This window comes from Pseudoalteromonas sp. NEC-BIFX-2020_002, from assembly GCF_013002825.1.
GTDB lineage: Bacteria > Pseudomonadota > Gammaproteobacteria > Enterobacterales > Alteromonadaceae > Pseudoalteromonas > Pseudoalteromonas neustonica.
The window spans coordinates 15,551-39,199 of record NZ_JABEPJ010000005.1 but is presented as its reverse complement, the minus strand read 5'-3'; the positions used below and the strand labels follow the sequence as shown (position 1 = coordinate 39,199).

Annotated in this window: 22 protein-coding genes; 16 read left to right on the top strand and 6 right to left on the bottom strand. The window is 39.5% G+C overall.

The genetic code is table 11. The features are described 5' to 3' along the window. Nucleotides 1–18: 18 nt before the first annotated feature. From HJP15_RS07345 to HJP15_RS07325, 5 genes are read left to right on the top strand one after another with little or no spacing between them, the layout of a single operon-like run. Nucleotides 19–294, top strand: coding sequence for a hypothetical protein (locus tag HJP15_RS07345; protein ID WP_170173367.1), 276 nt, complete (start codon nucleotides 19–21; stop codon nucleotides 292–294). Beyond that, complete coding sequence (locus HJP15_RS07340) at nucleotides 287–916, top strand: hypothetical protein (RefSeq protein ID WP_170173366.1); 630 nt, start codon at nucleotides 287–289, stop codon at nucleotides 914–916. The genes HJP15_RS07345 and HJP15_RS07340 overlap by 8 nt, the downstream gene beginning before the upstream one ends. Further along, complete coding sequence (locus HJP15_RS07335; protein ID WP_170173365.1) at nucleotides 913–1,398, top strand: baseplate complex protein; 486 nt, start codon at nucleotides 913–915, stop codon at nucleotides 1,396–1,398. Before HJP15_RS07340 ends, HJP15_RS07335 begins: the two co-directional genes overlap by 4 nt. Next, complete coding sequence (locus HJP15_RS07330; protein WP_170173364.1) at nucleotides 1,395–2,099, top strand: hypothetical protein; 705 nt, start codon at nucleotides 1,395–1,397, stop codon at nucleotides 2,097–2,099. Before HJP15_RS07335 ends, HJP15_RS07330 begins: the two co-directional genes overlap by 4 nt. Beyond that, on the top strand, nucleotides 2,072–3,073 hold the full coding sequence (locus HJP15_RS07325; protein WP_170173363.1) for a hypothetical protein: 1,002 nt from the start codon (nucleotides 2,072–2,074) through the stop codon (nucleotides 3,071–3,073). Before HJP15_RS07330 ends, HJP15_RS07325 begins: the two co-directional genes overlap by 28 nt. 668 nt (nucleotides 3,074–3,741) lie before the next feature. On the opposite strand, the gene HJP15_RS07320 is transcribed toward HJP15_RS07325, so the two are convergent. Both HJP15_RS07320 and HJP15_RS07315 read right to left on the bottom strand, forming a co-directional pair. After that, nucleotides 3,742–4,785, bottom strand: a complete 1,044-nt coding sequence (locus HJP15_RS07320) for a methionine synthase (protein WP_054205678.1) — start codon at nucleotides 4,783–4,785, stop codon at nucleotides 3,742–3,744. Between the two features lie 43 nt (nucleotides 4,786–4,828). Beyond that, nucleotides 4,829–5,803, bottom strand: coding sequence for a DUF1852 domain-containing protein (locus tag HJP15_RS07315; protein WP_170173362.1), 975 nt, complete (start codon nucleotides 5,801–5,803; stop codon nucleotides 4,829–4,831). 561 nt (nucleotides 5,804–6,364) lie between these two features. Between HJP15_RS07315 and HJP15_RS07310 the strand changes: the two genes are divergently transcribed. The 5 genes from HJP15_RS07310 (at nucleotide 6,365) to HJP15_RS07290 (ending at nucleotide 12,507) form a co-directional block, all read left to right on the top strand. Next, nucleotides 6,365–7,174, top strand: coding sequence for a sulfite exporter TauE/SafE family protein (locus HJP15_RS07310; protein ID WP_054205680.1), 810 nt, complete (start codon nucleotides 6,365–6,367; stop codon nucleotides 7,172–7,174). Nucleotides 7,175–7,318: 144 nt separating this feature from the next. Beyond that, nucleotides 7,319–9,526 (top strand): M14 family zinc carboxypeptidase, encoded by a 2,208-nt coding sequence (locus HJP15_RS07305; RefSeq protein WP_170173361.1) that lies wholly within the window; start codon nucleotides 7,319–7,321, stop codon nucleotides 9,524–9,526. A 295-nt stretch (nucleotides 9,527–9,821) separates the two neighbouring features. Next, nucleotides 9,822–10,646 (top strand): phytanoyl-CoA dioxygenase family protein, encoded by an 825-nt coding sequence (locus HJP15_RS07300; protein ID WP_054455537.1) that lies wholly within the window; start codon nucleotides 9,822–9,824, stop codon nucleotides 10,644–10,646. Between the two features lie 192 nt (nucleotides 10,647–10,838). After that, nucleotides 10,839–11,177: a hypothetical protein gene (locus tag HJP15_RS07295; protein WP_054205683.1), complete on the top strand. Its 339-nt coding sequence runs from the start codon at nucleotides 10,839–10,841 to the stop codon at nucleotides 11,175–11,177. After that, complete coding sequence (locus HJP15_RS07290) at nucleotides 11,170–12,507, top strand: SPFH domain-containing protein (protein WP_054205684.1); 1,338 nt, start codon at nucleotides 11,170–11,172, stop codon at nucleotides 12,505–12,507. Before HJP15_RS07295 ends, HJP15_RS07290 begins: the two co-directional genes overlap by 8 nt. Nucleotides 12,508–12,630: 123 nt before the next feature. On the opposite strand, the gene HJP15_RS07285 is transcribed toward HJP15_RS07290, so the two are convergent. Continuing rightward, on the bottom strand, nucleotides 12,631–14,376 hold the full coding sequence (locus HJP15_RS07285) for a methyl-accepting chemotaxis protein (protein ID WP_170173360.1): 1,746 nt from the start codon (nucleotides 14,374–14,376) through the stop codon (nucleotides 12,631–12,633). A 193-nt stretch (nucleotides 14,377–14,569) separates the two neighbouring features. On the opposite strand from HJP15_RS07285, the gene HJP15_RS07280 reads away from it, so the two are divergent. From HJP15_RS07280 to HJP15_RS07260, 5 genes are all read left to right on the top strand, one after another. Next, nucleotides 14,570–15,082, top strand: a complete 513-nt coding sequence (locus tag HJP15_RS07280) for a M23 family metallopeptidase (RefSeq protein ID WP_170173359.1) — start codon at nucleotides 14,570–14,572, stop codon at nucleotides 15,080–15,082. 107 nt (nucleotides 15,083–15,189) lie between these two features. After that, nucleotides 15,190–18,111 carry a UvrD-helicase domain-containing protein gene (locus HJP15_RS07275; RefSeq protein WP_170173358.1) on the top strand — a complete coding sequence of 974 codons (2,922 nt, stop codon included), beginning with the start codon at nucleotides 15,190–15,192 and terminating at the stop codon, nucleotides 18,109–18,111. A gap of 107 nt (nucleotides 18,112–18,218) precedes the next feature. Then, nucleotides 18,219–18,647 carry a hypothetical protein gene (locus HJP15_RS07270; protein WP_054205687.1) on the top strand — a complete coding sequence of 143 codons (429 nt, stop codon included), beginning with the start codon at nucleotides 18,219–18,221 and terminating at the stop codon, nucleotides 18,645–18,647. 132 nt (nucleotides 18,648–18,779) lie between these two features. Further along, nucleotides 18,780–19,265 (top strand): DUF4920 domain-containing protein, encoded by a 486-nt coding sequence (locus HJP15_RS07265; RefSeq protein ID WP_170173357.1) that lies wholly within the window; start codon nucleotides 18,780–18,782, stop codon nucleotides 19,263–19,265. Then, nucleotides 19,258–19,821, top strand: a complete 564-nt coding sequence (locus tag HJP15_RS07260; RefSeq protein ID WP_054205689.1) for a PepSY-associated TM helix domain-containing protein — start codon at nucleotides 19,258–19,260, stop codon at nucleotides 19,819–19,821. The genes HJP15_RS07265 and HJP15_RS07260 overlap by 8 nt, the downstream gene beginning before the upstream one ends. Nucleotides 19,822–19,851: 30 nt before the next feature. Here HJP15_RS07260 and HJP15_RS07255 read toward each other — a convergent pair whose 3' ends face one another. Then, nucleotides 19,852–20,289 carry a hypothetical protein gene (locus tag HJP15_RS07255; protein ID WP_054205690.1) on the bottom strand — a complete coding sequence of 146 codons (438 nt, stop codon included), beginning with the start codon at nucleotides 20,287–20,289 and terminating at the stop codon, nucleotides 19,852–19,854. A gap of 156 nt (nucleotides 20,290–20,445) precedes the next feature. Continuing rightward, the gene (locus tag HJP15_RS07250) at nucleotides 20,446–21,393 is read right to left on the bottom strand and encodes a sodium-dependent bicarbonate transport family permease (RefSeq protein WP_054205691.1); all 948 of its coding nucleotides are present in this window, start codon (nucleotides 21,391–21,393) and stop codon (nucleotides 20,446–20,448) included. 131 nt (nucleotides 21,394–21,524) lie between these two features. On the opposite strand from HJP15_RS07250, the gene HJP15_RS07245 reads away from it, so the two are divergent. After that, the gene (locus HJP15_RS07245; RefSeq protein WP_054205692.1) at nucleotides 21,525–22,499 is read left to right on the top strand and encodes a LysR family transcriptional regulator; all 975 of its coding nucleotides are present in this window, start codon (nucleotides 21,525–21,527) and stop codon (nucleotides 22,497–22,499) included. Nucleotides 22,500–22,621: 122 nt separating this feature from the next. Here the strand turns inward: HJP15_RS07245 and cysK are convergent, their stop codons facing one another. Beyond that, nucleotides 22,622–23,590, bottom strand: a complete 969-nt coding sequence (gene cysK / locus HJP15_RS07240) for a cysteine synthase A (RefSeq protein WP_054205693.1) — start codon at nucleotides 23,588–23,590, stop codon at nucleotides 22,622–22,624. Nucleotides 23,591–23,649: the final 59 nt, after the last annotated feature.

Genomic DNA, 23,649 nt, shown 5'->3' with positions numbered 1-23,649 from the left:
AATTAAGAAGGTAAAACTATGTTTTTATACATTTTCAAAGGCGTAAGCCACAGCAATACAAGCAGCGAATACATGCAAGCGCTAGGTATGGACCAAGAACAAATCAACTCTGTATTAAATCAGCAGCAATTTGAGTTAAGTCAAAATATTGAAAAGCGCGCAGTCGCTTATAAACGTGAATCAGATCCTTTATTTATGGCAGCGCAATTTGATGGCACGCCGGAGTCATTCAATGTGTGGAAAGATAAGGTAACTGAAATAAAAGCACGTTACCCATTGCCTGATAATGCATAAATTAGCGCTGTGCTATCACCACACTGCCGCCCCTTGCTCCATGCAAGTGGGCGCGCAGCTGCTTGCATTAGCCATTAAAGACGCGTCGCGCACTGATAAACCCACAAACTATAATGGTTTATTGTTATCAGTGAGTGCAACCGATCCCGCAACACTTGCCAGTAAGCTGGAATTAATAAACGAATATTGCCCAATCCCTGAGTTTATAGCCTGCACGCAATACGCCAAAAGTCACAGCACGTTAGAGCAAAGCAAGCTCTCAATGTATGACGGCCAAAGCTTAGAGTGGCAAATAAACACCCTGCAAAACCTATTACCAATGCGTGATCAGCAAATAGCTGACGAACTCGCGACAGTAAATGACAGCGGCAAGCAATTAATTACCACGATTGATGATGCACTCACCAAAACCGCAGAGTTAAAAACAGCCCGCGACGAGCGACTAAATCAAGCGCAATTTACTGCCCAACGTAGCGGGGTAGATATGCAATTAATGACAGCCAGCACAGCTAAAAAGTTAGCTGATTCAGTGGCGAGTAAAGGCGGTGATGAGCGTTATTGGGCACTGTGTTTATTCGTTGGCGAACAGGGCGAACTTAATAAAATTAAAGGGGTGTTATGACCATCGCGCTAGACGGTTGGAATGTGCCAGGCTTTGAAACCCGCGTAAATGCAGGCATCAAATTAGCCGGCGGCGACATGTCAGGGTTTGGTAGCTTTGCACTGAGCAGTGATCAAGGCGTAAAGCCCGGTACACTCACCGTAAATACAAAAATTCCTTTTGAGCAAGAAAGTGATCTAGCATTATTGATCAGCAAAGCAAAAGCGCTAGACGAAAACGGCGCCCGTATTATTTACACAATTAATAATGCACTCGCACAAGCCTACAAAATACGTAAAGCCAAATTTGATGGTGAATTAAAAACCACGGAGATTGAAGATAAGCGCGGCTGGCAAGTGGCATTTAAGCTCGTAGAAGTGCAATCTGTATCCGAGCGCGAGCAACAGCAGCTAGATGGCGAAGCAAATCAAAATGCCACCGCGCAAGCCACAACCAGTAACGACGAAGTACAAAATAAGTTCAACGAGGTCGAAGGACCATGACCGCACGGTTATCAAATACCTTAAAAATTGGGGGGCAGCCCGTTACCAACGTGGTAACTAAAACTGTGCAGCTTGATATTGCCAGTACCGGTCGCGCAAAGTTTGAAGTGGTCACAGAGCAAGCGCCCAGCGGATTGGTTGAACTGCACTTAGGGTACACGCTAGATAATATGATCCCGTATTTTCTCGGTGTCATAGAATCAAAGCACCAAGCAAACGGCCGATGGTACTTAACCTGCCGCGAACTAATAGGCGCGTTAAGTTTCGCTGCACCGTTGGCGGTTCGTCACGCAACAATCAAAGCGGTGCTTGATGAGCTAACAAAACTCGGCATTGAGTTTGTAACTCCTAAAAATGCTGAATACCTAAATCACGTGACGCCTGCGTTTTATCACAGCGGTACAGGCATTGAAGCACTCCGGCAAATAGGAAAAGTATGGGGCATTAATGATTTTATATTTCAGCAGCGCCCAGACGGCAAAATATTTGTAGGCAGTTGGCACGATTCCCGCTGGCCGCAGGCAATCATTAACGACTTTCCAGAGCACACAATAACCGCCAAAAGCTCAACCACAGGCGAACTAATCGCCATACCAAAATTAAGACCAGGCATAAAACTAAACGGGCGACATATAACAGAAGTAACCTTAATCAACGACAGGATGCACATACGATGGTCAAACACGCCATTAAACGCCTAATACAGCGCTATTTTCCTGAGCTCAATGAGCGTAAACACCTGCCGCAATTGGCGCGTATAGAAAAAATATACGACCTACCAAGTGATGCCGCTTCAATCAGTACGCCATTTAGGCCACTAAAAGCCGCCGATGTACAGCTATTAAATCCGCTTACAGGCGAGCCATTAGCCGTGCCCGTATTTCAGCAAGTAACACTCGGCACAGGGCAAGCATCCGATCATGGTTTATTAAACGAACCTATGCCAGGCATGCAGTGTTTAATACAGTACATCGATGGACTAAATAGCCATCCTGTGATCACCAACTTATTACCATGGCAAAGTCTCGTGCCAGAACACAAACGCACCGACGTAACCTCGCAACAAAATAACCGCAGTAAACTACAAGGGCGTGACGGCAATTGGCACTTAACCACTGACGGCGATATAACCCAAACCAGTGACACGAGCAAAACAACAGCACGCAAAAGCGAACAAAACTACCACGAACGCAGCACCAATATAACCAGCCATGACACAATAAAAATAGACGGCAACCAAATCACAGAGGTAATGGGCGCCTTAAAAACCGTGGTCGGCGAAAAAGCCTTAATTGTAGCTTTAGAGGGCTTACTACTCGGCAGTAAAAAACAGGTTGATATTGAAGCAACCGAAAACATGAACTTAAAAACACAAAAAGAGTTCAGCGCCCACGCCACTGAAAATATGAATTTAGAAACCTTAAAAACCCTGTATGCAAAAGCGACAGAACTAGCAAAGGTCGAAGGAAAAACAGTTTGGTTGGGTGACAGCTCAGTGAATGTAGCTAAAGTCCTCCTTGATTTAATAAGCCTGGTTAAAGACATAAACCAAAGCTTAGAAACACACGGTCATAAAGATCAGGGAGCAGGGCCACCAATAACAAAAGGAGAATTTACAGGGCATAAATCAACAGCGAGCAGCTTGAAAAGTAAACTGGAGCCGATAGTAGAATAAGCAAATGGATTATGAAACAGATAGAAGGTGGTGTGTATAAATATGTGTATAAATTATTTTTTGTTTTTTATTATAGTGTTATAAAACAGATGGTTAATTTTTTAGTATCATAATCGTGCCAGTAAATAGTTGCTTGATTTTGCTCTTGATAAGCCATTTAAAAACCCTTTAAGTTAGCTTGAAACGGTTTAAATGCCGCCAAGTTACTAAATTCATGAATTATTTAGATTATGGCACACGGGCAATGGAGTTTATAGGTTTGAATGATGAAATGATGCTAATCATACTCTTCAGGAGTCGGTAGGGCTCAGTGGTGCGAAACCAACAAAACAGCAGAAGGAATTTACACATAAAAGCGCATAGTCTAGGTTACACACCTCGCGCCGCGATTAAATCGCCCCTAGATTGAATAAATTTCAATCAACAAAGGTCAACACGCGCTAATATCACTGGGGGGTTGGAGTAATTGGGATAAAATAATAACTTAATTCGGCTAGAAGAAATGCTGTTCTATATTGTGTTGCTATTAATTTTAGCCAAGCAGTGGCTATTTTTATTTCAAAGTAAGTTTAGAAGCCTCGTAAAAATGAGGCTTCGTTTTAAATAAATAGAGCATTTACTGGCGTTGGATCAGAACAAACCTAAAGGCAACTCTATTATCATTGCGTCTAAGCTGAAAGCTCTTTTCTGACTATCTCTGCACCTGCACTTAAGGCATCTAGTTTCCCTTTTGCTACGTGATGAGGTAGCGGGGCCATGCCGCAGTTAGTACAAGGGTAGAGCTTGTCGGCATCAACATATTTAAGTGCTTTGCGCAGGGTGGCTGCTACTTCTTCTGGTGTTTCAATGGTATTGGTTGCAACGTCAATCGCGCCTACCATTACTTTTTTACCGCGAATGAGTTCAAGCAACTCAATTGGTACATGAGAGTTGTGACACTCTAGTGAGATAATATCGATATTAGACTTTTGTAGTTTTGGAAAAGCCTCTTCATATTGTCGCCACTCAGAGCCCAAGGTTTTTTTCCAATCAGTGTTAGCTTTAATGCCATAACCGTAACAAATATGGACTGCTGTTTCGCATTTTAGGCCTTCAATCGCTCTTTCTAAACAGGCGATACCCCATTCATTGACTTCATCAAAAAATACATTAAATGCAGGCTCATCAAATTGGATAATATCTACACCTGCCGCTTCTAATTCTTTGGCTTCTTGGTTGAGAATTTTAGCAAATTCCCATGCAAGCTTTTCTCGACTTTTATAGTGGTCATCGTAGAGTGTATCTATCATCGTCATAGGCCCTGGCAGGGCCCATTTAATTGGCTGATTGGTTTGCTTGCGTAAAAACTTGGCATCTTCAACAAATACAGGCTTTTGGCGACTAACAGGGCCTACAACTGTTGGTACACTAGCATCATAGCGATCGCGAATTTTAACGGTTTTACGTTTTTCAAAGTCAACACCGTTGAGGTGCTCAATAAAGGTGGTTACAAAGTGTTGGCGTGTTTGTTCGCCATCACTCACAATATCAATACCTGCATGTTGTTGATCTTGTAATGACAAACGTAGCGCATCCTGTTTGCCTGCAATTAATTCATCGCCTTGTAATTTCCAAGGTGACCAAAGCGTTTCTGGCTCTGCAAGCCAAGCAGGTTTAGGTAAACTGCCTGCGGTTGAAGTGGGTAATAGTGTGTTATTAGTCTGTGTTTTCATAATAAATAATGCCGTAAATTTGGATTGATTTTCAACCTAGCAATTAAGCGTAGCTAGCAGACCACTGTTCAAGCACAGTTTGGTATGGTTTGATAAATTTTTCTTCGGCAAACTTTCCTTGCTCATTAGCGAGTTTGCTGCGCTCTTCTCGATCATAAACAATTTGTGTTAATGAATGATCTAAGTTCTTTAGGTTTGGTCGATACGCTTTTCCTGCAGCTGCATTGGCATTATATATTTCAGGGCGGTAGATTTTTTGAAAGGTGCCCATTGTGCTTATGGTACTGATAAGCTCAAGACTCGTGTAGTCATTAAGCAAATCACCAAAGAAATAAAATGCCAAAGGCGCTACACTGTTTGCAGGCATAAAATAGCGAACTTGCAGGCCCATTTTTTTGAAATATTGCTCAGTTAAAGACGACTCATTTGGTTGATACTCAACACCTAATACTGGGTGCTGATTTTCAGTCTGATGATACGTTTTATTATCCGATACACTTAGGCAGATAACCGGCGGTTTACTAAAGTTTTGTTTGTAAATAGCTGAATTTACAAAGTATTGAAAGAGCTTGCCATGCAATTCGCCAAAATTATCTGGAATGCTAAATTGTGGTTGATCTTTATTATGTTCTTGTAGCAATACGCTAAAATCATAATCGCGTACATAAGAAGAAAAGTTATTTCCTACAATGCCTTCAATGCGTTTATTTGTTTTATGGTCAACAATATTCGTTTTCAATACTTCAATTGATGGGAAAGTTTGGCCACTGCCTTCAATGTCCATATCAACAGAAATAATTTCAAGTTCAACAGAATAGCGATCGCCTTTAGGGTTATCCCAATTTGCTAAGGCATTAAAACTGTTGTCAATCATCTTTAAAGCGTTGCGTAAGTTAGCTTGGCGGTGACTACCTCTGGCCAAATTAGCAAAGTTAGTGGTGATACGGGTATTGTCTGATGGGTGATAATCTTCATCAAGACAAATGCTCTTAATAGTAAATGTGAAGTCTTTGTTCATGGTGATCTAGTATCCAATTGTCTGATTTAAAATGAGTTTATGGGTTACGCTTGCTGGACTTTCCAATCAATTTTTATGATTTAATTAGTTAGTAACCGTCACAGCCTTTTTGTTTACGCCCAATGAAGGGGGGGCTGTATGTTGTCTAGCGCTAAGCGTTGTGTAATTTATACGTGGATCGGTACATGAAGAAAAACGGTTTTATTTCACATAAAACATGAGCCATATTCATTGCTTATTATAATTTTGCGATGTTACTTAATAGCGATTCATCGAATTGGATAAAACGCTAAAAATCTCACAAGGATTTCTGAACTTCTAGACTTCTAGATGTTTAATGTGTATTTATTTCATGTAAAACATGAAGAATATTCAGGGCTCATTTTAGTCAAAAGAGTGAGCGGGGCGTGGTTATATTGATATACTCGCGGCGTATGTAATGAGCTTAAAAGTTAACCTTAATTTAGCTTAAGTCCTTTGCAATTGAGCAATTATGTTACTGCGTAAAACACTGCAATTATGTCATGTAGTAGCCCCTAAATATAATAAGAGAAGAATAGAATGAGTGAATTGATGTTGTTAATTTTATACTGCGCGATATTAGGCAGCGGCGTAGGTTTTTTAGCAGGGCTGTTAGGCATTGGCGGTGGGCTTGTCATTGTCCCAATATTAAGCAGTATTTTACTTTATTTAGCTATTTTACCTGCTGAACAGGTTGTTATCGTTGCAATTGCAACATCATTGGCGTCAATATTATTCACCTCAACGTCGTCGGCAATAGCGCATCATAAAAATGGTAATGTACCTTGGGAACTTGCCCCTTGGATAATGACAGGGGTTGCTTTTGGCGCGCTTATCAGTGGTTTTTTAGCCGCATTATTACCAGAGGCAACCGTGCGTATTGTGTTTGCAGTGAGCGTGACACTGATTGCGTTGAAGATGTTTTTAAGCAGTAAAAGTGATTCCCCTGTTGAGCGTAAAATGCCTAACAAAGGCCTGTTAACCTTTTTTACAACGATTACAGGCGGCTTGTCAGCCATGATTGGGATTGGCGGTGGCGCACTTCTAGTGCCACTATTGACGTTTTTCTCACTCGATATGAAAAAAGCGATAGGATGTGCTTCTGCCTGCGGTATTGTCATCGCATTATTTGGATCGATAGGTTATATCAGCTCAGGCAGTAGTCATTTTGCTTTAGAAGATGGGTTTGCTGGGTTTGTATATTTACCTGCTTTATTCGGTATTATTTGCACGTCTTGGTTTACGGCGCCTCTAGGTGCCAAAGCAACACATCATCTACCTGTACCAATGATCAAAAAAATCTTTGCAGTATTATTGTTAGTGATGGCTGCAAATATGATGTTTAATTAAAGTATAGATAGAATGGTTAGAATACATAGAGGAAGTTAAAGCTTAAAAAGCTCATTTAACATTTATTTGGGAACTAAACATTTAAGTTTTAACTTAAATGTTATATTTTAGTTAAAATAATACTAACAACATTGGTTATTCAGAATGCTATTTGTAGCCCCTCTTTTATTAGCAAGTACTTTATCGCTGGCTGGAGTACAAGATCCAGTTTATTTAGCGACGTTTGATAATGAACAACAAGAAATAAAAACGCGCATAAGCTTTCATCATGCACTTTTATCTGATGAACGAAATGGCATTTTATTACAGTTATCAAATCAGGATGTTTTACGCTTACAAAGCAAGGGTATTAAACTGACACCAGCAGATGCTTTATGGCACAGTAAAGTAAAAAAAATGCAGGAACAGCATGTATCTCAAAGTGTACAAACATCGGGGATCCCAGGGTTTGCATGTTATGCAACAGTTGAAGAAACACTTGCCAGCGTCGAGCAGTTAACGCAGCAATATCCAGATATAACGCAATGGGTAGACATTGGTGATAGTTGGCAAAAAATAAATGGTGGCTCAGGTTACGATCTAAAAGTATTAAAAATAGGTAATAAAAACCTTGATAATCCACCCGTGTTATTTATTCAAAGCGCATTACATGCCAGAGAATATGCGACAGCAGGCCTCACTCTCGACTTTGCTAAAATGCTACTTAATGATGCGAAAACAAATCCGGATATCGCATGGATTTTAGAGCGTCATCAAATTCATATATTATTTCAAAGTAACCCTGATGGTCGAAAAATTGCTGAGGCAGGCTACTTACAACGCAAAAATCACAACGAAAACCATTGCCCATCGGGGAATGTGGGTGTTGATCTCAATCGTAATTATTCATTTGGTTGGAATACGGTTGAAGGGGGATCTAGCGGGCAAGCTTGCCAAGCAACATATCGCGGTAAAGGCGGCGCGTCTGAACCTGAAGTGGCTGCGATAGAAGATTATATACGCAAGTTATATCCTGATGTGAGAGGCACAAATGACGATGATGCTGCGCCAAGTGATACACAAGGCCTATACCTTGATATTCACAGTTACAGCCGCCTCATACTTTGGCCTTGGGGAAATATTGATAAACCAGCTCCAAACCAAGCTGGGCTTGAATCGCTTGGTAAAAAGCTTGCATATTTCAATAATTACTTACCACAACAATCGATAGGCTTATATGCTACAGATGGTACGTCGGATAGCTTGGCGTACGGAGAGCTGGGTATTGCGCATATTACATTTGAGTTAGGTACTGACTTTTTTCAGTCATGTGATTATTACCAAGAAACACTAAAACCCGATAATCTAAAAGCGCTTTTATATGCGGCAAAAGTAGTGGAAGCCCCATACTTATTAACCCAAGGGCCTGATATTGAATCTATTGAGGTCGTTGGCAGTGTTGGTGGTGACATTGAAGTTAAAGTTGGCGTAACAGAAGAGCGCTTTAGTAAGCTCAATGGTGATTTAGTCGCAGATAACATTGCAACAGTAAAATACAGTCTTAACGAATACCCAAGTGCAGGAAATACCCGTTTAGCGACATTTTTAGATGGCAACGCCGACGCTAAAACAGAAAATGTTATTGCTACATTTAATCAATCAGACTTAATTGATGGAAAAATCACACTGTATTTTCAAGGGAAAGATATAACAGGGCAAGTAGGGCCCGTATCAGCATTTAATTTAGATGCGAGCTTACCAACACTCCGAGCGACAGCAACATGTGAAGGCGCAAAATGTGAGTTTAAAGCAGGCAACAAATTTGGTGGTTACTCATATTTATGGCAATTTGCTGATAATAGCTACAATGAAGAGCAATTTACGGCTGTAATGCCTCAACTGGGCGAGAACAAAGTCACCTATCAACTCACTAATAAGTTTGGTACTACACAAAGCATTGAAATAAATGCTCAAGTGCAAGAACTCATTAAACCAGAAGCTAATTTTAGCGAGGCGTGCGAAATATATGTGTGTAACTTTGATGCTGGGCTGAGTAGTGATTTAGATGGATCTCAGTTGACATACGAATGGACGATAGATGCCGATGTCGTGAGTGAGCTTGGCAAATTTGAACATGACTTCATACAAGATGGCACTTATGCTGTTGAACTAAAAGTCACTGATGAACACGGCCAGACTGCCACCAAACAAAGCGAAGTTGTATTTACAGCAAATACGACTCCACCTGTAGTTGTTGCGCCAAAACCTGATGTAACAGAACCCGAAGCTAAAAATTCAGGTGGTTTACTTAATTTTCTAACTTTAACTTTGTTAGGGTTATTTGTTTTACGAAGAAAAAAGCTGAAGCTATAAAATAACGTTAACAGTGATCATTTAGCCACAAAAAAATACCAGTTAGTCTACGCTAACTGGTATTTTTAAATTATTTAAACAAAATTATGGATTAACTATGCAGTCGGTGATTTTTTCCACTCATTATCTACTTTTTTGTGCGATCTGAGTCCACCAAACTGCCTGCTAAATATATTGTTGGGAGTCTTGTGTTGTTAAAAAATACTACACAGTCCTTAATTAGGCCTGAATTTAGATAAGCTACTGTGCTGTATTAGTTGACCACAACAATATAACGAATAAGGAGGTTTGAAAGATGGAAACTAAATTAGTATCAGAACAGTTAAAACAGCAGGGGTTTGTGCTAATAAAACAAGTGATAGAACCGAGTGAAGTTATTGCGCTTGGGCATTTTTGCCAACACTTGACTGACGATGTAAAGTCACAACATTTAGCTGGGAGGTCGCTTAATAATGTTGCCATTATGCAACAAGCAGGCGAGCCTTTTGTTTACCGTATTAATTCACTTTTTCAGTTTCAGCCTCGGTTTGCTTGTTTATTAGCACACACCAAACTAATGAGTTATGTTGAGGCTATTGTTGGCGAACCGGTTTTACCTAGTTATGAGTCTATCGTTATTAAAAATTCATTAGACTCACTTGGTTTCGACTGGCACCGTGATATGGCCGTAAAAACGCAAGAACCTATTATCACACTTGGAATATATTTAGACGATGCGATAGCAGAGCAAGGAGCGTTAAAAGTAGTTCCTGGTTCTCATTGTAGCCAATTGTGTGTTTGCGATATAAAACGCCAGCTATCAGATTCTAGACTACAAAGCGTGAATGTGACTGCCAAAGCAGGGGATGTGGTTATTCATCATGTAAATACCGCCCACTGTTCGGGAAGGCAGGAGAGTTCAGCAATACGCAGAACCATTTACTTTGAATTTAGAGCTGTATCTCACTTTATTAATAACCCAAGATTTTCAAGTCAGTGGATTGAAAAACGCCAAGCACTTATGGCAAATATTAAGGCACTCAATTTAGAACACACCCAAAGGCATTTTCAACTCCCCAATGATTTTTATAATACTCAACAAATAGAAGCCGCCGAGTATTGTTTCGAGTTTGCGCAATAACTCGTACAAATAGCTGTTAAACCAATGCTGAATTCTACATTGTGGGGTAAGTTACGTATAGCTACAGCTGATGCAATATTTTTTATTCTGTTTTTTTCTGCGTTATCCTGTAAAATTATTAACTTAACATCTGTAAACAGCGTTTTATAGTTGTTATAAAAATCAACAATTCAAATTATATAAGTAGATTTTATGATTCTGTATATCATTGGGATAAGTATACTTATTGTTATATTGTGCTCGTCGCTTTATGTTATTTACAGTAACATACATAGAACACGAGTCAGTAAATCTAAAGAATACAATGTGTTATTTGATAAAGATACGATAGTAGATGACTTGATAACTCAACTTACCGAAAAAAATCAAACGCAAGAAAACGAAGATAAAGCACGCAAGAGCAAAGAAGATATCCTGACCACATTTATTGAGTTACACCGTTCAGGAAGTTTTTGTGCGCAATTAAGCGAGCAAGAAATCATTTATTTTGTTAAAAAGAAATTAAATATGGAGAGTAATAAAAATGGATAGCCAGCAACAACCCGCTACACAAGCAAATAAAGGATCTTTTATGGGGCGCTTTGGTCGTCGTAGCGTAATTTTAATTAGTGCCATTGTCATCGTACTCGTAGTGATTGCAACATTGACCTCACAAGTTATTTCGTGGAATGAAGCAGATGAACGGTTGGTTCATCAATCAGCCTTTACCGGTAATTTAACGGTGATTGATCAAGCTGGCCCTTATTTAAAAGCGTTTGGTACTACTTCGGCGTATAAAAAAGTTATTTCAATTAACTTTACAGGCGACAGCACCGCAACTGCCAGTGCTATTGTGCCGTTAATTCCTATTCGCTTTTTGGATACTACAACTGGTGGCGCAAGAGGAGTCTCACGTTTTAGACTGCCTGGTAATGTACCTGCGGGTGAGTCAGGTACTCTTCGCGGACTACTTAAAATACATGAAGAATTTGGTTCGCAAGAAACGCTCATCTCAAATTTATTAATGCGTGCAACCACTGAAAATGTAAAAGCGTCGGCGCGTATGATGTCAGTAGAGCAGCATTACTCTGGCGGTAATGGTCAATTAAGCCAAGATTTTTCTGATCAGCTTACAAATGGTATTTTTGTGACTGAGCAAATAATAAGTACAGGCGAGCGTGATAAAACAGATGATCTTAATAACCTAAGCAAACAACAACGAGTAACTATTAATATTCGTAAAGATGCTGAAGGTAACGCATTGCGTAATGCACCTATTTTAGGTGCGTATGGGATTACAGTTGTAGATGCGAGTATCATCGATATTGATTACGAAAGTAAAGTAAACGCACGTCTTGAGGCACAAAAGCAAGCGGCGGCAGATGAAGCACTTGCGCGACAAAACCTTAAAAAAGCAGAGCAGCAAGCACGAACTGAAGTGGCTTTAGGTGAGCAAGCAATTGCTAAGCAGCGCGCAGAATCAGAGAAGCTAAAGATCAAAGAGCAAATTGATGCTGAGCGTGTAAAAGCAAATGCAATTATTTCAGCGCAGCAACGTGTAGCGGTTAAGGCCGAACTTGCTAAAGAGCAGGCTGAGATTTTAAAACAACAACGTTTAGAAGCATTAGGTATGGATGTACTTGCTGAAGCGCGTCAAAGAGCGAAGTCTGCGGCACTTGATCCTAAATATGTATTTGATGAAACATTAAAAGCAGAAGTTAAAATTCAAACAGCATTATTTAAAAGTCTAGGCAACAGTCGCTTAGTACCTGAAATTATGATTGGTGGTGGGCAAGGTGAACAGGCTAATGGCTCAGAATTTATGCGCTTACTAGCAGCTGATGCAGCGTTAAATCTGCAAAAACGATTAGAGAAAAAATAATTTAGGTATTTCTATTTTATATTTTCAAGGCCGGCAAGTTTACTTGCCGGCGTTATTTATAACTTTTAGGAAGCAAAATTTACTTGCTGCATTGAGCCGATAAACTCAGGGCTTATAAATCATTTAAGCTTTAAATTGTGAGGCACTTGCGTGTAGTTCTTTTCCTGTTTTTTCCATTTGTTTTACAATGGTCATAAAGTTATCGAGTTTATGAGCAGAATCTTGTGATAGTTGACTCATTTCGTTTATATTTGCATTTATATTCTCAGTTACTGAAAGCTGCTCTTGAGATGCACTTGCTACCCCATTGCTAAGATCCCTAATTTTTGACACAGTATTAAAAATAACCTGTAAAACATCTTGTGAATCTGATACTTGAGACTCAGTGGCTTTAACTTGGTTTTTACTTATATCAATAGCACCATTTGCAGTATTAGCCTTTGTTTGAAGCTGTTCGATAATGTTGGCTATTTCTGCGGTGGATTCTTGTGTTCTTTGAGCAAGAGATCGCACTTCGTCAGCAACAACTGCAAATCCTCGCCCTTGTTCGCCTGCGCGGGCTGCTTCAATAGCTGCATTTAAAGCAAGTAAATTAGTTTGTTCGGCTATTGCCTTGATAACTTCAACTACGCTAGAAACTTGTCCGCTTTGCTCGGTTAAATCAGCGATAATCTGTGCCGTTGACTCAAAGCGTTCAGAGAGTTCAGCGAAACTTTTATTTGTTTGGGTCATGACTTCAAGGCCTTTACGTGCCTCGTCTTCAGCTGTATTAGTATAATCTGCAGTGCTTACTGTGTTTTGGGTTACATCATTTAAAGTGGCTGTCATTTGTTCCGCTGCGGTGGCAATACTTTCCAATTTAGCGCTTTGTTCGTGTGCTATGTTGCGGTTATCTTTTACAAACTGCGATACTTCCTTAGCTACCGAGGTCATTTGAGTGCTTGCTACAGCTATAGCTTGTATGGTTGATCTAAAACTGCTAAGCATTCTGTTTACTATAGATGCAACTTCTTTTACTTCAGACACACCTTGCTCTTGGACTGTGGTTGTTAAATTATTACTCTCACCAATTGCATTAAACGCAATACCTAGTTCTATGATTGGTTTTGTCACGCGACGACGCGCAATGTAGAGCCCTCCCATACAAAATGATAAAGAGAAAATCACCACACAAACCGCAACAATAAGTAAAGAGCGTACTTCATCTTCAATTTTCTTTAATCGCTGACTGGTTCTGCTTTCAAGTTGAGTAAAGAATTTATCAACTGGTTTCATTATGTTTGCTTTGAATTCATGATATTCGTCTGAGTGGACAAGTTGTGAGGCAAAGTTTAGATCAGGTTCCCTTAACTGAGTAAACTGACCGTTTGAGTCTTTGAATTTTCCTTTAACCGCATTCATTGCCTCAACTTCTAACTGAACTAAACCATCTGAATTTTTTTTAGCTTCTTCTAATAAAGACAACTCGACTTTAGAAAATCCAAGCTCTTTCATTCGGTTAATAAGGTTATCCCTTGAGCCATCGGGCTTGGGTTTATTACCATAATCAAGAACGAGATCCCAATAAATTGTATGATAATTGACTGGCCGAGGTTTATCCCCGTTACGAATAGCAAGTACATCAAAATACATTTTTTCGTATTTTTCATCCCCCGTGATTGTGTATGTTCGGCCTAAACGAGTTAGTTCATCTGAGCTTTGGCGGAGCTCATCTGCAGCTTGATAAGCTAAATAGCGGTTCTCAGTGGCACTTTCAATTTCTTTTAACTCCGCGTTTAAGTAAAAAATTAAAAATGTAAGTGCCGAAAGTAATACAATCAGCCCTCCAAAAATGGAGGTCATTAAGAACTTTATTGAACGTACGTCCATAACATACTCTTTTTTATACAGTTACATTAAAGGTAGCTAAATCTGTTTGAAGTGCAAATATATAATTTACTTGTATTTATAAGCTAATAGAAACAGGGGGTTAAAATTTTATATAAAAGCTGAATAGTTTGTGTTTTACGTTAGTATAGGTTCATATGATGAAGTTACTGACAGAAGCCGTCTGGAGTGAAGTTTGAAAGGAATAAAAATTTTTATAGTTGTTTTAATTATTTTATTAACCATAGGTTTATTAATACCTGAAAAAATAGTTACTCCAGTGCAAGGTGCTACGGCGAATGACTGGAATCACACTACCTTTTGGTATGAACCATGGGGGAGATCTGGCGTACACAAAGGGATAGATATTTTTGGTAAAAAACACACGCCAGTGGTTGCAGCCGTGAGCGGAGTCGTGGTGTACTCTGGTGAATTAAAACGTGGTGGAAAAGTGGTGGCATTACTTGGGCCTAAATGGAGAATTCATTACTTTGCCCATTTAGAGGATTACTCGGTCAGTGCTGGCGATTATGTTTCGGTCAACGAAGTCATTGGCAGTTTGGGAGATACAGGCAATGCCGCAGGTAAGCAACCTCATGTGCATTACTCTATTTTATCTTTATTACCATATCCTTGGTTGATGACCACTCAAAACCAAGGTTGGAAGAAAATGTTCTTTTTAAACCCTCATAAAAAACTGTATCGGTGAATCCACGCTAAAGCAGACAAAATAAATACCGTTATTTTTACACTTACTTTGCTGATTAACTTAAAATACCAGCAATTGACTCTTTTAAATTAGGAATTCAGCAGTTAATGGATTCTATTGCATTTAGCCTGCTTGGGCGTTTATTTTCGAAACAAGCTTCCTTAGCCTTTGATCAACATACACTCGTTATTCGTCAAGGTAACTCTATCATCCATATTAGTTGGAATGAGCTGGTTGCACCGCTGTCGTTTGCGTATGGCATTTTGGGTCAAACCGTTCGCTTTACTACAGCGCAACACAGCTACACTTTTTCAATGCGTGCGTATGGCACTCATAGGGCAATACGTGCACAGTGTGAACAATATTGGGTTAATGCGAATACAGTAAAGCTTGATGCCTTTTTAAATAAAGTAACCAAACTGGTTAATCAGCGATATTTGCGCCAGTCTCATGTGAGTCGCATTAAGCAGCTTGCGCTGCAAGAGCACAGCCGATGGCTACCGTGGGTTAAAAACAGTCCAGCCCTTGAATTAGTCAATAAAAAAATAAAGGTATTAGAGCAATATGCTCATTGGGATGATGCCCTTACATACTATTTGCAACAAAAATACGTGACCAAACAACTTAAATTATACCACGAGTTTTTTGACTGTATTGAAGCAAACCCGTTAACGCTAAGACAAAGACATGCTTGTGTGATTGATGACGATAACAATTTGTTATTGGCTGGTGCTGGCACAGGTAAAACCAGCGTGATGATAGGGCGCGCTGGTTTTTTAGTGCAAAGCCAGCAGGCGCGTTACAGTGATATTTTACTTTTGGCGTATGGCCGAAAAGCCGCAGATGAAATGGATGAACGTATTCAACAAAAACTTGCTACGGATAAAATAAAAGCGGCGACGTTTCATAGTGTTGGCCTAATGATTATCTCACAGGTTGAACAGGCTAAACCTAGCATGAGTGTATTTGCTGAAGACGAAAAAGCCAAAGCTAAATGGGTGCAACAATGTTTTGAATCACTGATTGAAAAGAGTGCAACGTACCGTAAGTTGGTGTTAGATTATTTTAGTAAATATTATTACGTTGAAAAGAATGAATTTGATTTCAAAACCTTAGGTGATTATTACAGCTACTTAAATGATAATGATATCCGCAGCCTCAAAGGTGACAAAGTAAAAAGCTTTGGTGAGCTTTACATTGCTAATTGGCTTTTTTATCACGGTATAGATTATCAATACGAAGCGCCTTACAAAGTGGCGGTTAAAACTATTGATCGTAGACAATATAAGCCGGACTTTTATTTACCTGAGTACGATATATACATTGAGTATTATGGCATTGATGAGGCCGGTAATACCGCCTCGTATATTGATAAAGCCCAATATCACAACGCAATGGACTGGAAAAACACCACCCATGCCAGTAATAACACTCACTGTATAGCGCTGACCTATGGGCAACATAAACAAGGTGCGTTGTTAAGTGAACTTGAGCAGGCACTAAAAAGTGTTAACGTGCACACTCAGATGCTGCCAGTTGAATCACTGCTTGAAAGTTTAAAAGAGACGGGGAGAGTCACTGTATTAGCGGGATTATTTGCTCAATTACTCAGCTTATATAAAGGCGCATATTTAAGTGCTACGGATGAAGTGAAAGTGCTTAAACGTTCGCTTGATGTCAAGCAAACAACGCAGGCACTAGCGTTATTAAAGCCGATTCTCACTCACTACAATGCTCACTTGCAGCAGCGCGGCGAAATAGACTTTGAAGATATGATTATCAAAGCAATTGAGTATGTAGAGGCAGGTAAGTTTAAATCGCCTTGGCGTTATATTATGGTTGATGAATTTCAGGATATATCTGAGGCAAGAGCCCGATTAGTTAAAGCATTGCGCGATAGCCTCAAAGGTAGCTCGGTATTTGCGGTAGGCGATGACTGGCAAGCAATTTATCGTTTTAGTGGGGCTGATATTAAGCTAACCACTGAGTTTGCTAACTACTTTGGTTTTACCTCGCAAACCACTTTGGATACCACGTTTCGTTTTAATAATAAAATAGGCGAGGTTGCCTCTGCCTTTATTAGTAAAAACCCAGCGCAGCTTAATAAAACGATTACTTCTTTAACGCACGTTTCACAGTCAGCGGTGTCATTATTAAAGCGAGGAAGTAACGCGCCAGCTGTTTTTAAAAGTAATTATCACAGTGATATACCTGAGCTTGTAAATGGCGCGATTGATGAGGTGCTTAATGCAATTCATACTAAAGCATGCAAACCTACAACGGTGTATTTTTTAGCGCGATTTTGGTTCCAACTGCCAAGTAAAACAGATATTCAAACCATGTACGCTAAATACCCATTGTTAAAGATTCAATCGCAGACTTTTCATGCCTCAAAAGGCAAAGAAGCTGATTACGTGATCATTATCGGGTTACAAAAAGGCAAGCATGGATTTCCGAGTGAAAAAGCCACACCTGCAATTTTAGAGGCTTTATTACCAGCGAAAGAAGCGTTTACTTATGCAGAAGAACGGCGGTTATTTTACGTAGCACTAACGCGAGCCAAACATCGTGCGTATATTATCGCCGATATGGCCAATGCCAGCTGTTTTGTTACTGAATTAATAGCTGAACATGACATAGAACAGCATGAATTTAGCACTGAGGTGGATCAACTCCACGGCGAGGATATGAACTGTATGCGCTGTAATGGCGGTGTATTAAAAAAACAAACAGGGCGGTTTGGTGTGTTTTATTCATGTTCGCACTATCCACGTTGTGAACATACAGAAAAACCCTGCGAACAATGTCAAAGTCCCATGACTCGAAGTCGCTATACGGGTTTTAAACTATGTGTAAATACACGCTGTAATCACTTAGTGCCAACGTGTGATAAATGCGACGCTGAAATGGTGCTACGCAGCAGTGCTAAAGGGCAGTTTTGGGGATGCAAAAACTATCAAGGCAATGAAGAACTCAGCTGCAAAAATAGTAAAAACAGCATGGCAATTAAATGGCCAGAGTTGGTCTAGTGGTTAAAAAAGCTTTTTTTAAAGGGACATAAAAAATTGTCTATAAAAATAACTCATGAAATAATAAGTGTTTTTTACTCGTCAAGAATGATTAGGTAATTTTAATAATGAGATTTTCGATTGAAGAAATGGAGGCTGCTTTTACAGAGATTAACGAGCATGCAAATCCAAAATTAGCTTTTTTAGGCGCTTTATCAGGCTCATTGCCGGCTATTGCGGTTTATTTTTTATTTATGGAAATGGGAGGTTTGTTACTGATTATGCTATTTTTATCCCCTTTGATTATAGGCTATTTTGCTCGTTTCGTGGGTAGAACTTACAAAGTTAAACACCGTATATCAGTCGGTGTTATTGGCGCACTTGTGTACATCATTGGATGTATACTACTCGGTTTGGGCCCTTTATATTACCTTTTAGTTCCCGTTGCGTTTGGTGTTGCAATGACAACTGCAAAAATTAAACTTTATAGGGTTCATGAGTGGGCAATTGAATGGGAAGAAAACGGTAAACTTTTTAAAAATAAAAGCGCTGAGTAATTATTCTATCGTTAATTTATTGAAAATGGTTTTTATTTGCATTAAAGTGCGGTGGGTTCTGTATATGTAAAGCGCATAAAGTGTTTATTACTTTAGCTAGTTTATAAATTTTAAGTCGATAAGGAATTTTAAATGAAAATTTGGATTGAAAAGGCTAAAACGATTTTTTGTGCTGTGCTTTTATTCAGTGGATTTGCGTTTAACGTATCAGCAGGCACGCTTCACTTTGGTGGAGAGGTCAACGCGGGCAATATTACCAAGATTTCAACGATAATGAATGATCCGGATGATTATTTAGCCACGCCCGTTACTATAGAAGGAACAATTGTAGGTGTTTGCGAAAAAAGAGGTTGCTGGATGTCATTGGCATCAGATCAGCGCTTTCAAAATTTACGGATTAAAGTCAACGATGGTGACATGGTGTTTCCTATGACTGCTAAAGGCCGCAAAGCAATTGCAACGGGGGAACTTAAAAAAATTGAACTGACCCTGGAGCGTACAAAAATTGTTATGGCACACAGAGCTCAAAAAGCTGGTGACGACTTTGATCCAAGCAGTGTTACGGAACCAATGGCTATTTATCAATTAAATCCAAGTGCGGTAGACATCCTTGAGTAGTACCACAAATTGGTATAAATTAAATCGTAGTCTGCACCGTGATGTAGGCTATTTTTGTGTTGGCTTGATTCTTATTTTTTCAGTATCGGGGATCGCTGTAAACCATAAAGATGATTGGAACCCCAATTATAGAGTCGATGTGACACACATTGATGCAGCGGGCACACAGTGGCATGAAGAAAACGATAGTGAGTTAATTTTACAGGTGCTATCTCATGTTGAAGCTAATGTCGAAGTAAAAGCTTCATACTGGTCTGCAAAAGATGAATTTAAAGTGTTTTTGAAAAATGGTAATAACCTAAGTGTGAATTTAGCCACAAGCTCTATTACTTATGAACGCATTGAAGCAAGGCATATATTTCAAGCATTTAATCGCTTACACCTAAATGAAACAAAAGAATCGTGGGTAATATTTTCTGACATATTTGCCGGATTACTGATTTTTCTCGCTTTGAGTGGCTTATTTATGGTTAAAGGTAAATATTCTCCTCTAGGGGTTAAATCACTGTGGATTGGGTTAGGTATTCTATTACCTGCGGGCTATATTTTTTTATGATGGCTGTAAGCTAACACCTTGTTTTAGTAATTAAGTTGTTTTAGATTTCTTAAGTTTTTTTTCCATCAGACTTAGCAGTTGCCCATTTAAATCAATGATTTTATTTTGAAGTATTTTCTTTTGTTCTACTGCTTGCTCAGATTCATCGTCACTCAGTTTTTGTAGCTCTTTTTGTGTCTCAGCTATTTGCTCTTTTAATTTAGCAATCATTCTATCGGTTGGATCTTGACTCGTTTCGTCCTCTTTTTTATCAACGCCATGTTGCGCATTGTCATATAGCTGCTTGGCTATACTTTCTCCTAATTCGGTTTTATTTATCTGTTTATTTTCTTGATTGAGCTTGTCTTTTCCCTGCTCAGAAATAGAGACGTGACTATTTGGCAAACTTACATTTTGTATTGATGGTTGTTGGGCTGTGATTTGTGGCGATACGCGTTGTTTAGCGTATAAGTTGATGTTAAGTGCCATGGTCGTTCTATTAATATTATCCATAATATTGATTAAATTTAAAGTGGGTATAAACAAGTGTTATTTTGTTATCGGCCAGGTAAACTAGAGCATGAGATTTATTTTTTCAGGCAAAAGAAGCACCTTAGGTGCTTCTTTTAAACTGAATGACGTGGGTTATTGCATCGCCACGGCAAGCTGGTGATACAAACCTATACCGATAAGTACATTAAACGGGAAGGTAACACCGAGTGAACTTAGCATAGCAAGGCCAATATCTGCTTTCGGTATCGCGGCTTTAATGGCAGCAGGAGCCGCAATATATGAAGCGCTGGCCACTAAACTTCCAAGAATAACCACCGAACCAAGCTCTAACTCTAAAAGTGTGCCAACAGTCACACCCACGGCACCTAATACTAACGGGGTAACGATGGCAAAAAAAGCCAGCTTCCAATGGTGCCAAGGAATAGGACGTAATGTTTGTGCCGCTGTTAAACCCATTTCTAGCAAAAATAGAGCAAGTACGACTTTAAAGCTATTTGTTAATAACCCCGTTACTTGGCTGCCCTGCTGTGTACCGTACATCATACCGATTATCACACCACCTACCAGTAGAATAACGCTCTTATTAGTTAGCGTCTCATGCCACAGAGCTTTGAGTGATAATGTATTTTCAGAGCTATGTTGTTTGTCTAAGCGTCTATAAAGTAGCAAGCCAACTATAATTGCAGGAAGCTCTAACATGACTAAATAGAGAGTTACCTCAGCCCCAACAGCGAGTTGAGCAGATTCCGCGTAGGCAAGGGCTACCGCAAAAGTACCGGCGCTAACTGAGCCGTAATGGGCTGCAATACTTGCGCTGTTCGCGACGGATAGCTTAACTACATACTTTAAAATAGGGTAAAGAGCTAATGGAATGAGTGCGCCAATTAGCATAACTGAGCCCATCTCGGGGAGTAGTTGCCAACTTAAATTACCATGCAGTACCATGCCACCTTTCAAGCCAATCGTAAGCATTAATAATAAACTCAGTGTCTCGTATGTTGCTTTAGGGATAGTAAGATCCGAACGTAAGACACCGGCGACTAATCCTAAAACAAAAAACATAACAACAATATCTGGCACAACTCTCTCCTGTGGGTTTGAAGTAGGACTATTGTAGGGAAAACTTTGCATAGCAAATAATAAAATGAATGACAGGAAGGTATAGTATATTATCTATGGGTTAATATTTATTACTTATTAAAGGCGTAATAATGGATCTCAGGCATATTTCATTTCGATTACTTGAAGTTTTTATGAGCGTTGTAAAAACGGGCTCAATAAGTGAAACTGCACGACGTTTACACTTAACGCAGCCGACAGTTTCATTGCAAATAAAGCGTTTACAAGAGGCTGTAGGAGAGCCATTGGTCTACATGAAACAGCAAAAACTGCAAGTTACAGAAGCGGGTTTAGCATTATTTAGAACATGTCAGCAGGTGTTTGGTCATTTTGACGACTATAGTGATTTACTGTCCGAAATTAAAGGCGGCGAGCGTGGGCGATGTAAAATTGCGATGGTCAATACAGCTCAATATATCTTACCTAAGTTACTCGGGCCTTACAGTAACTTACATCCACATGTTGAATTACCGCTGGAAATAGGTAATAGATCTGAAGTTTTATCACGTTTTGAACGCGGCGAAGATGATATTTATGTTTTTAGTCACCCACCTTCATTAGAGCATGCACAGGCCGCTCGGTTTTTAAAAAATCCACTCGAATTTATTGCACCAATAGATCACCCTCTAGCGGATGCTGAGCAGTTGTCTCTTGTTGATTTAGCATCGCACCGGTTTTTGTTGCGTGAGCCTGGCTCTGCCACACGAATGTTGTTTGAAAGCGAACTGCAAAGACGTGGGCTTGTACTTAGTAATACGGTACAGATGGCAAGTAACGAGGCAATAAGAGTCGCGGTATCATCGGGAATGGGAATAGGGGTATTGTCGCGTCATGTTTTACCTGCGCAAGAGGCTGGTTTCAAAGTTTTAACCGTAACAGATGTCAGTTTGGCGAGTCATTGGTATTTTGTAATACGTACAGATCGGCATATTTCATATGCTGCACGCAGCTTCTTACAGTTTGCGCAAATGCATTTGGAGCAATATCTTGATACTCAATGGGTGCGCAACGAGTTACTAACGCTTAATGTGAGCTTAGATGCTGAGCAAAAACGTTTCAGCCGTTAAAATACAGTACTCAACAGTCGTTGTACTAAGAGAAGTATTGCTTTATAAATAATCAATCAGGATTACTTTAGGTATTAAAAAAGGCCTAACAATGGCTAGACCTTTTCTAAAATTAAACTGGTTTATTGAACAAGTTCTTGCTCAGAAAACTCTTCTGCAAATAATGGGCTAGACAAGTAACGCTCTGTTGCGCTTGGTAAAATAACGACAACATTTTTGCCAGCATTCTCAGGTAATTCCGCAATACGTTTTGCTGCAACTACAGCTGCACCAGATGAAATACCCACTAAAATACCTTCATCTTTCATTAGTTGATGGGCCATTGCAATTGCATCTTCGTTAGAAACAAGTTCAGCACCATCAATTACTTCAAGGTCTAAATTCCCAGGGATAAAACCTGCACCAATACCTTGGATTTTATGTGGACCAGGCTTTATTTCTTCACCTGCTAGGGTTTGGCTAATTACTGGTGAGTTAGTTGGCTCTACAGCAATTGATTTTACATTTAGGCCTTTTTCAAGTTTTAAATAACGGCTTACACCCGTAATTGTACCGCCAGTGCCTACACCTGCAACGAAAAAGTCAACTTTACCGTCTGTTGCTTCAAAAATTTCAGGGCCAGTCGTTTCAAAGTGAATTTTAGGATTTGCAGGGTTTTCAAATTGTTGTAGCAAAATAAACTTAGTAGGATCACTTGCTTGGATTTCTTTTGCTTTTTCAATTGCGCCATTCATCCCTTTTGCGCCATCAGTTAGCACAAGGTTTGCGCCCAATGCTTTTAATAGCTTACGGCGTTCAAGGCTCATAGTATTAGGCATAGTCAGCGTTAACTTGTAACCACGAGATGCTGCCACAAACGCAAGTGCAATACCTGTATTACCTGATGTTGGTTCAATAAGTTCTTTATCTTTAGTCAATTCACCTGATTTTTCAGCTTCCCAAATCATTGATGCACCTATACGGCATTTAATACTAAAGCTTGGGTTACGTGATTCAATTTTGGCAAAAATATTACCAGTGGTTACACGATTTAGTTTTACTAATGGTGTATTACCGATAGTGAGTGAATTATCTTCAAAAATTGTAGACATTGTGTTCCCTTGGGTGCTGTTTATTCAATCGGGGGTTGATATATTAATAAATCAACCGT

What these genes read in the sequence shown, in the direction of transcription:
- HJP15_RS07245 (WP_054205692.1), top strand. Translation starts at nt 21,525, where the DNA reads ATGGATCTCAGGCATATTTCATTTCGATTACTTGAAGTTTTTATGAGC.
- HJP15_RS07335 (WP_170173365.1), top strand. Translation starts at nt 913, where the DNA reads ATGACCATCGCGCTAGACGGTTGGAATGTGCCAGGCTTTGAAACCCGC.
- HJP15_RS07300 (WP_054455537.1), top strand. Translation starts at nt 9,822, where the DNA reads ATGGAAACTAAATTAGTATCAGAACAGTTAAAACAGCAGGGGTTTGTG.
- HJP15_RS07285 (WP_170173360.1), bottom strand. Translation starts at nt 14,376, where the DNA reads ATGGACGTACGTTCAATAAAGTTCTTAATGACCTCCATTTTTGGAGGG.
- HJP15_RS07295 (WP_054205683.1), top strand. Translation starts at nt 10,839, where the DNA reads ATGATTCTGTATATCATTGGGATAAGTATACTTATTGTTATATTGTGC.
- HJP15_RS07290 (WP_054205684.1), top strand. Translation starts at nt 11,170, where the DNA reads ATGGATAGCCAGCAACAACCCGCTACACAAGCAAATAAAGGATCTTTT.
- HJP15_RS07345 (WP_170173367.1), top strand. Translation starts at nt 19, where the DNA reads ATGTTTTTATACATTTTCAAAGGCGTAAGCCACAGCAATACAAGCAGC.
- HJP15_RS07255 (WP_054205690.1), bottom strand. Translation starts at nt 20,289, where the DNA reads ATGGCACTTAACATCAACTTATACGCTAAACAACGCGTATCGCCACAA.
- HJP15_RS07275 (WP_170173358.1), top strand. Translation starts at nt 15,190, where the DNA reads ATGGATTCTATTGCATTTAGCCTGCTTGGGCGTTTATTTTCGAAACAA.
- HJP15_RS07310 (WP_054205680.1), top strand. Translation starts at nt 6,365, where the DNA reads ATGAGTGAATTGATGTTGTTAATTTTATACTGCGCGATATTAGGCAGC.
- HJP15_RS07315 (WP_170173362.1), bottom strand. Translation starts at nt 5,803, where the DNA reads ATGAACAAAGACTTCACATTTACTATTAAGAGCATTTGTCTTGATGAA.
- HJP15_RS07340 (WP_170173366.1), top strand. Translation starts at nt 287, where the DNA reads ATGCATAAATTAGCGCTGTGCTATCACCACACTGCCGCCCCTTGCTCC.
- cysK (WP_054205693.1), bottom strand. Translation starts at nt 23,590, where the DNA reads ATGTCTACAATTTTTGAAGATAATTCACTCACTATCGGTAATACACCA.
- HJP15_RS07305 (WP_170173361.1), top strand. Translation starts at nt 7,319, where the DNA reads ATGCTATTTGTAGCCCCTCTTTTATTAGCAAGTACTTTATCGCTGGCT.
- HJP15_RS07265 (WP_170173357.1), top strand. Translation starts at nt 18,780, where the DNA reads ATGAAAATTTGGATTGAAAAGGCTAAAACGATTTTTTGTGCTGTGCTT.
- HJP15_RS07270 (WP_054205687.1), top strand. Translation starts at nt 18,219, where the DNA reads ATGAGATTTTCGATTGAAGAAATGGAGGCTGCTTTTACAGAGATTAAC.
- HJP15_RS07320 (WP_054205678.1), bottom strand. Translation starts at nt 4,785, where the DNA reads ATGAAAACACAGACTAATAACACACTATTACCCACTTCAACCGCAGGC.
- HJP15_RS07330 (WP_170173364.1), top strand. Translation starts at nt 1,395, where the DNA reads ATGACCGCACGGTTATCAAATACCTTAAAAATTGGGGGGCAGCCCGTT.
- HJP15_RS07325 (WP_170173363.1), top strand. Translation starts at nt 2,072, where the DNA reads ATGGTCAAACACGCCATTAAACGCCTAATACAGCGCTATTTTCCTGAG.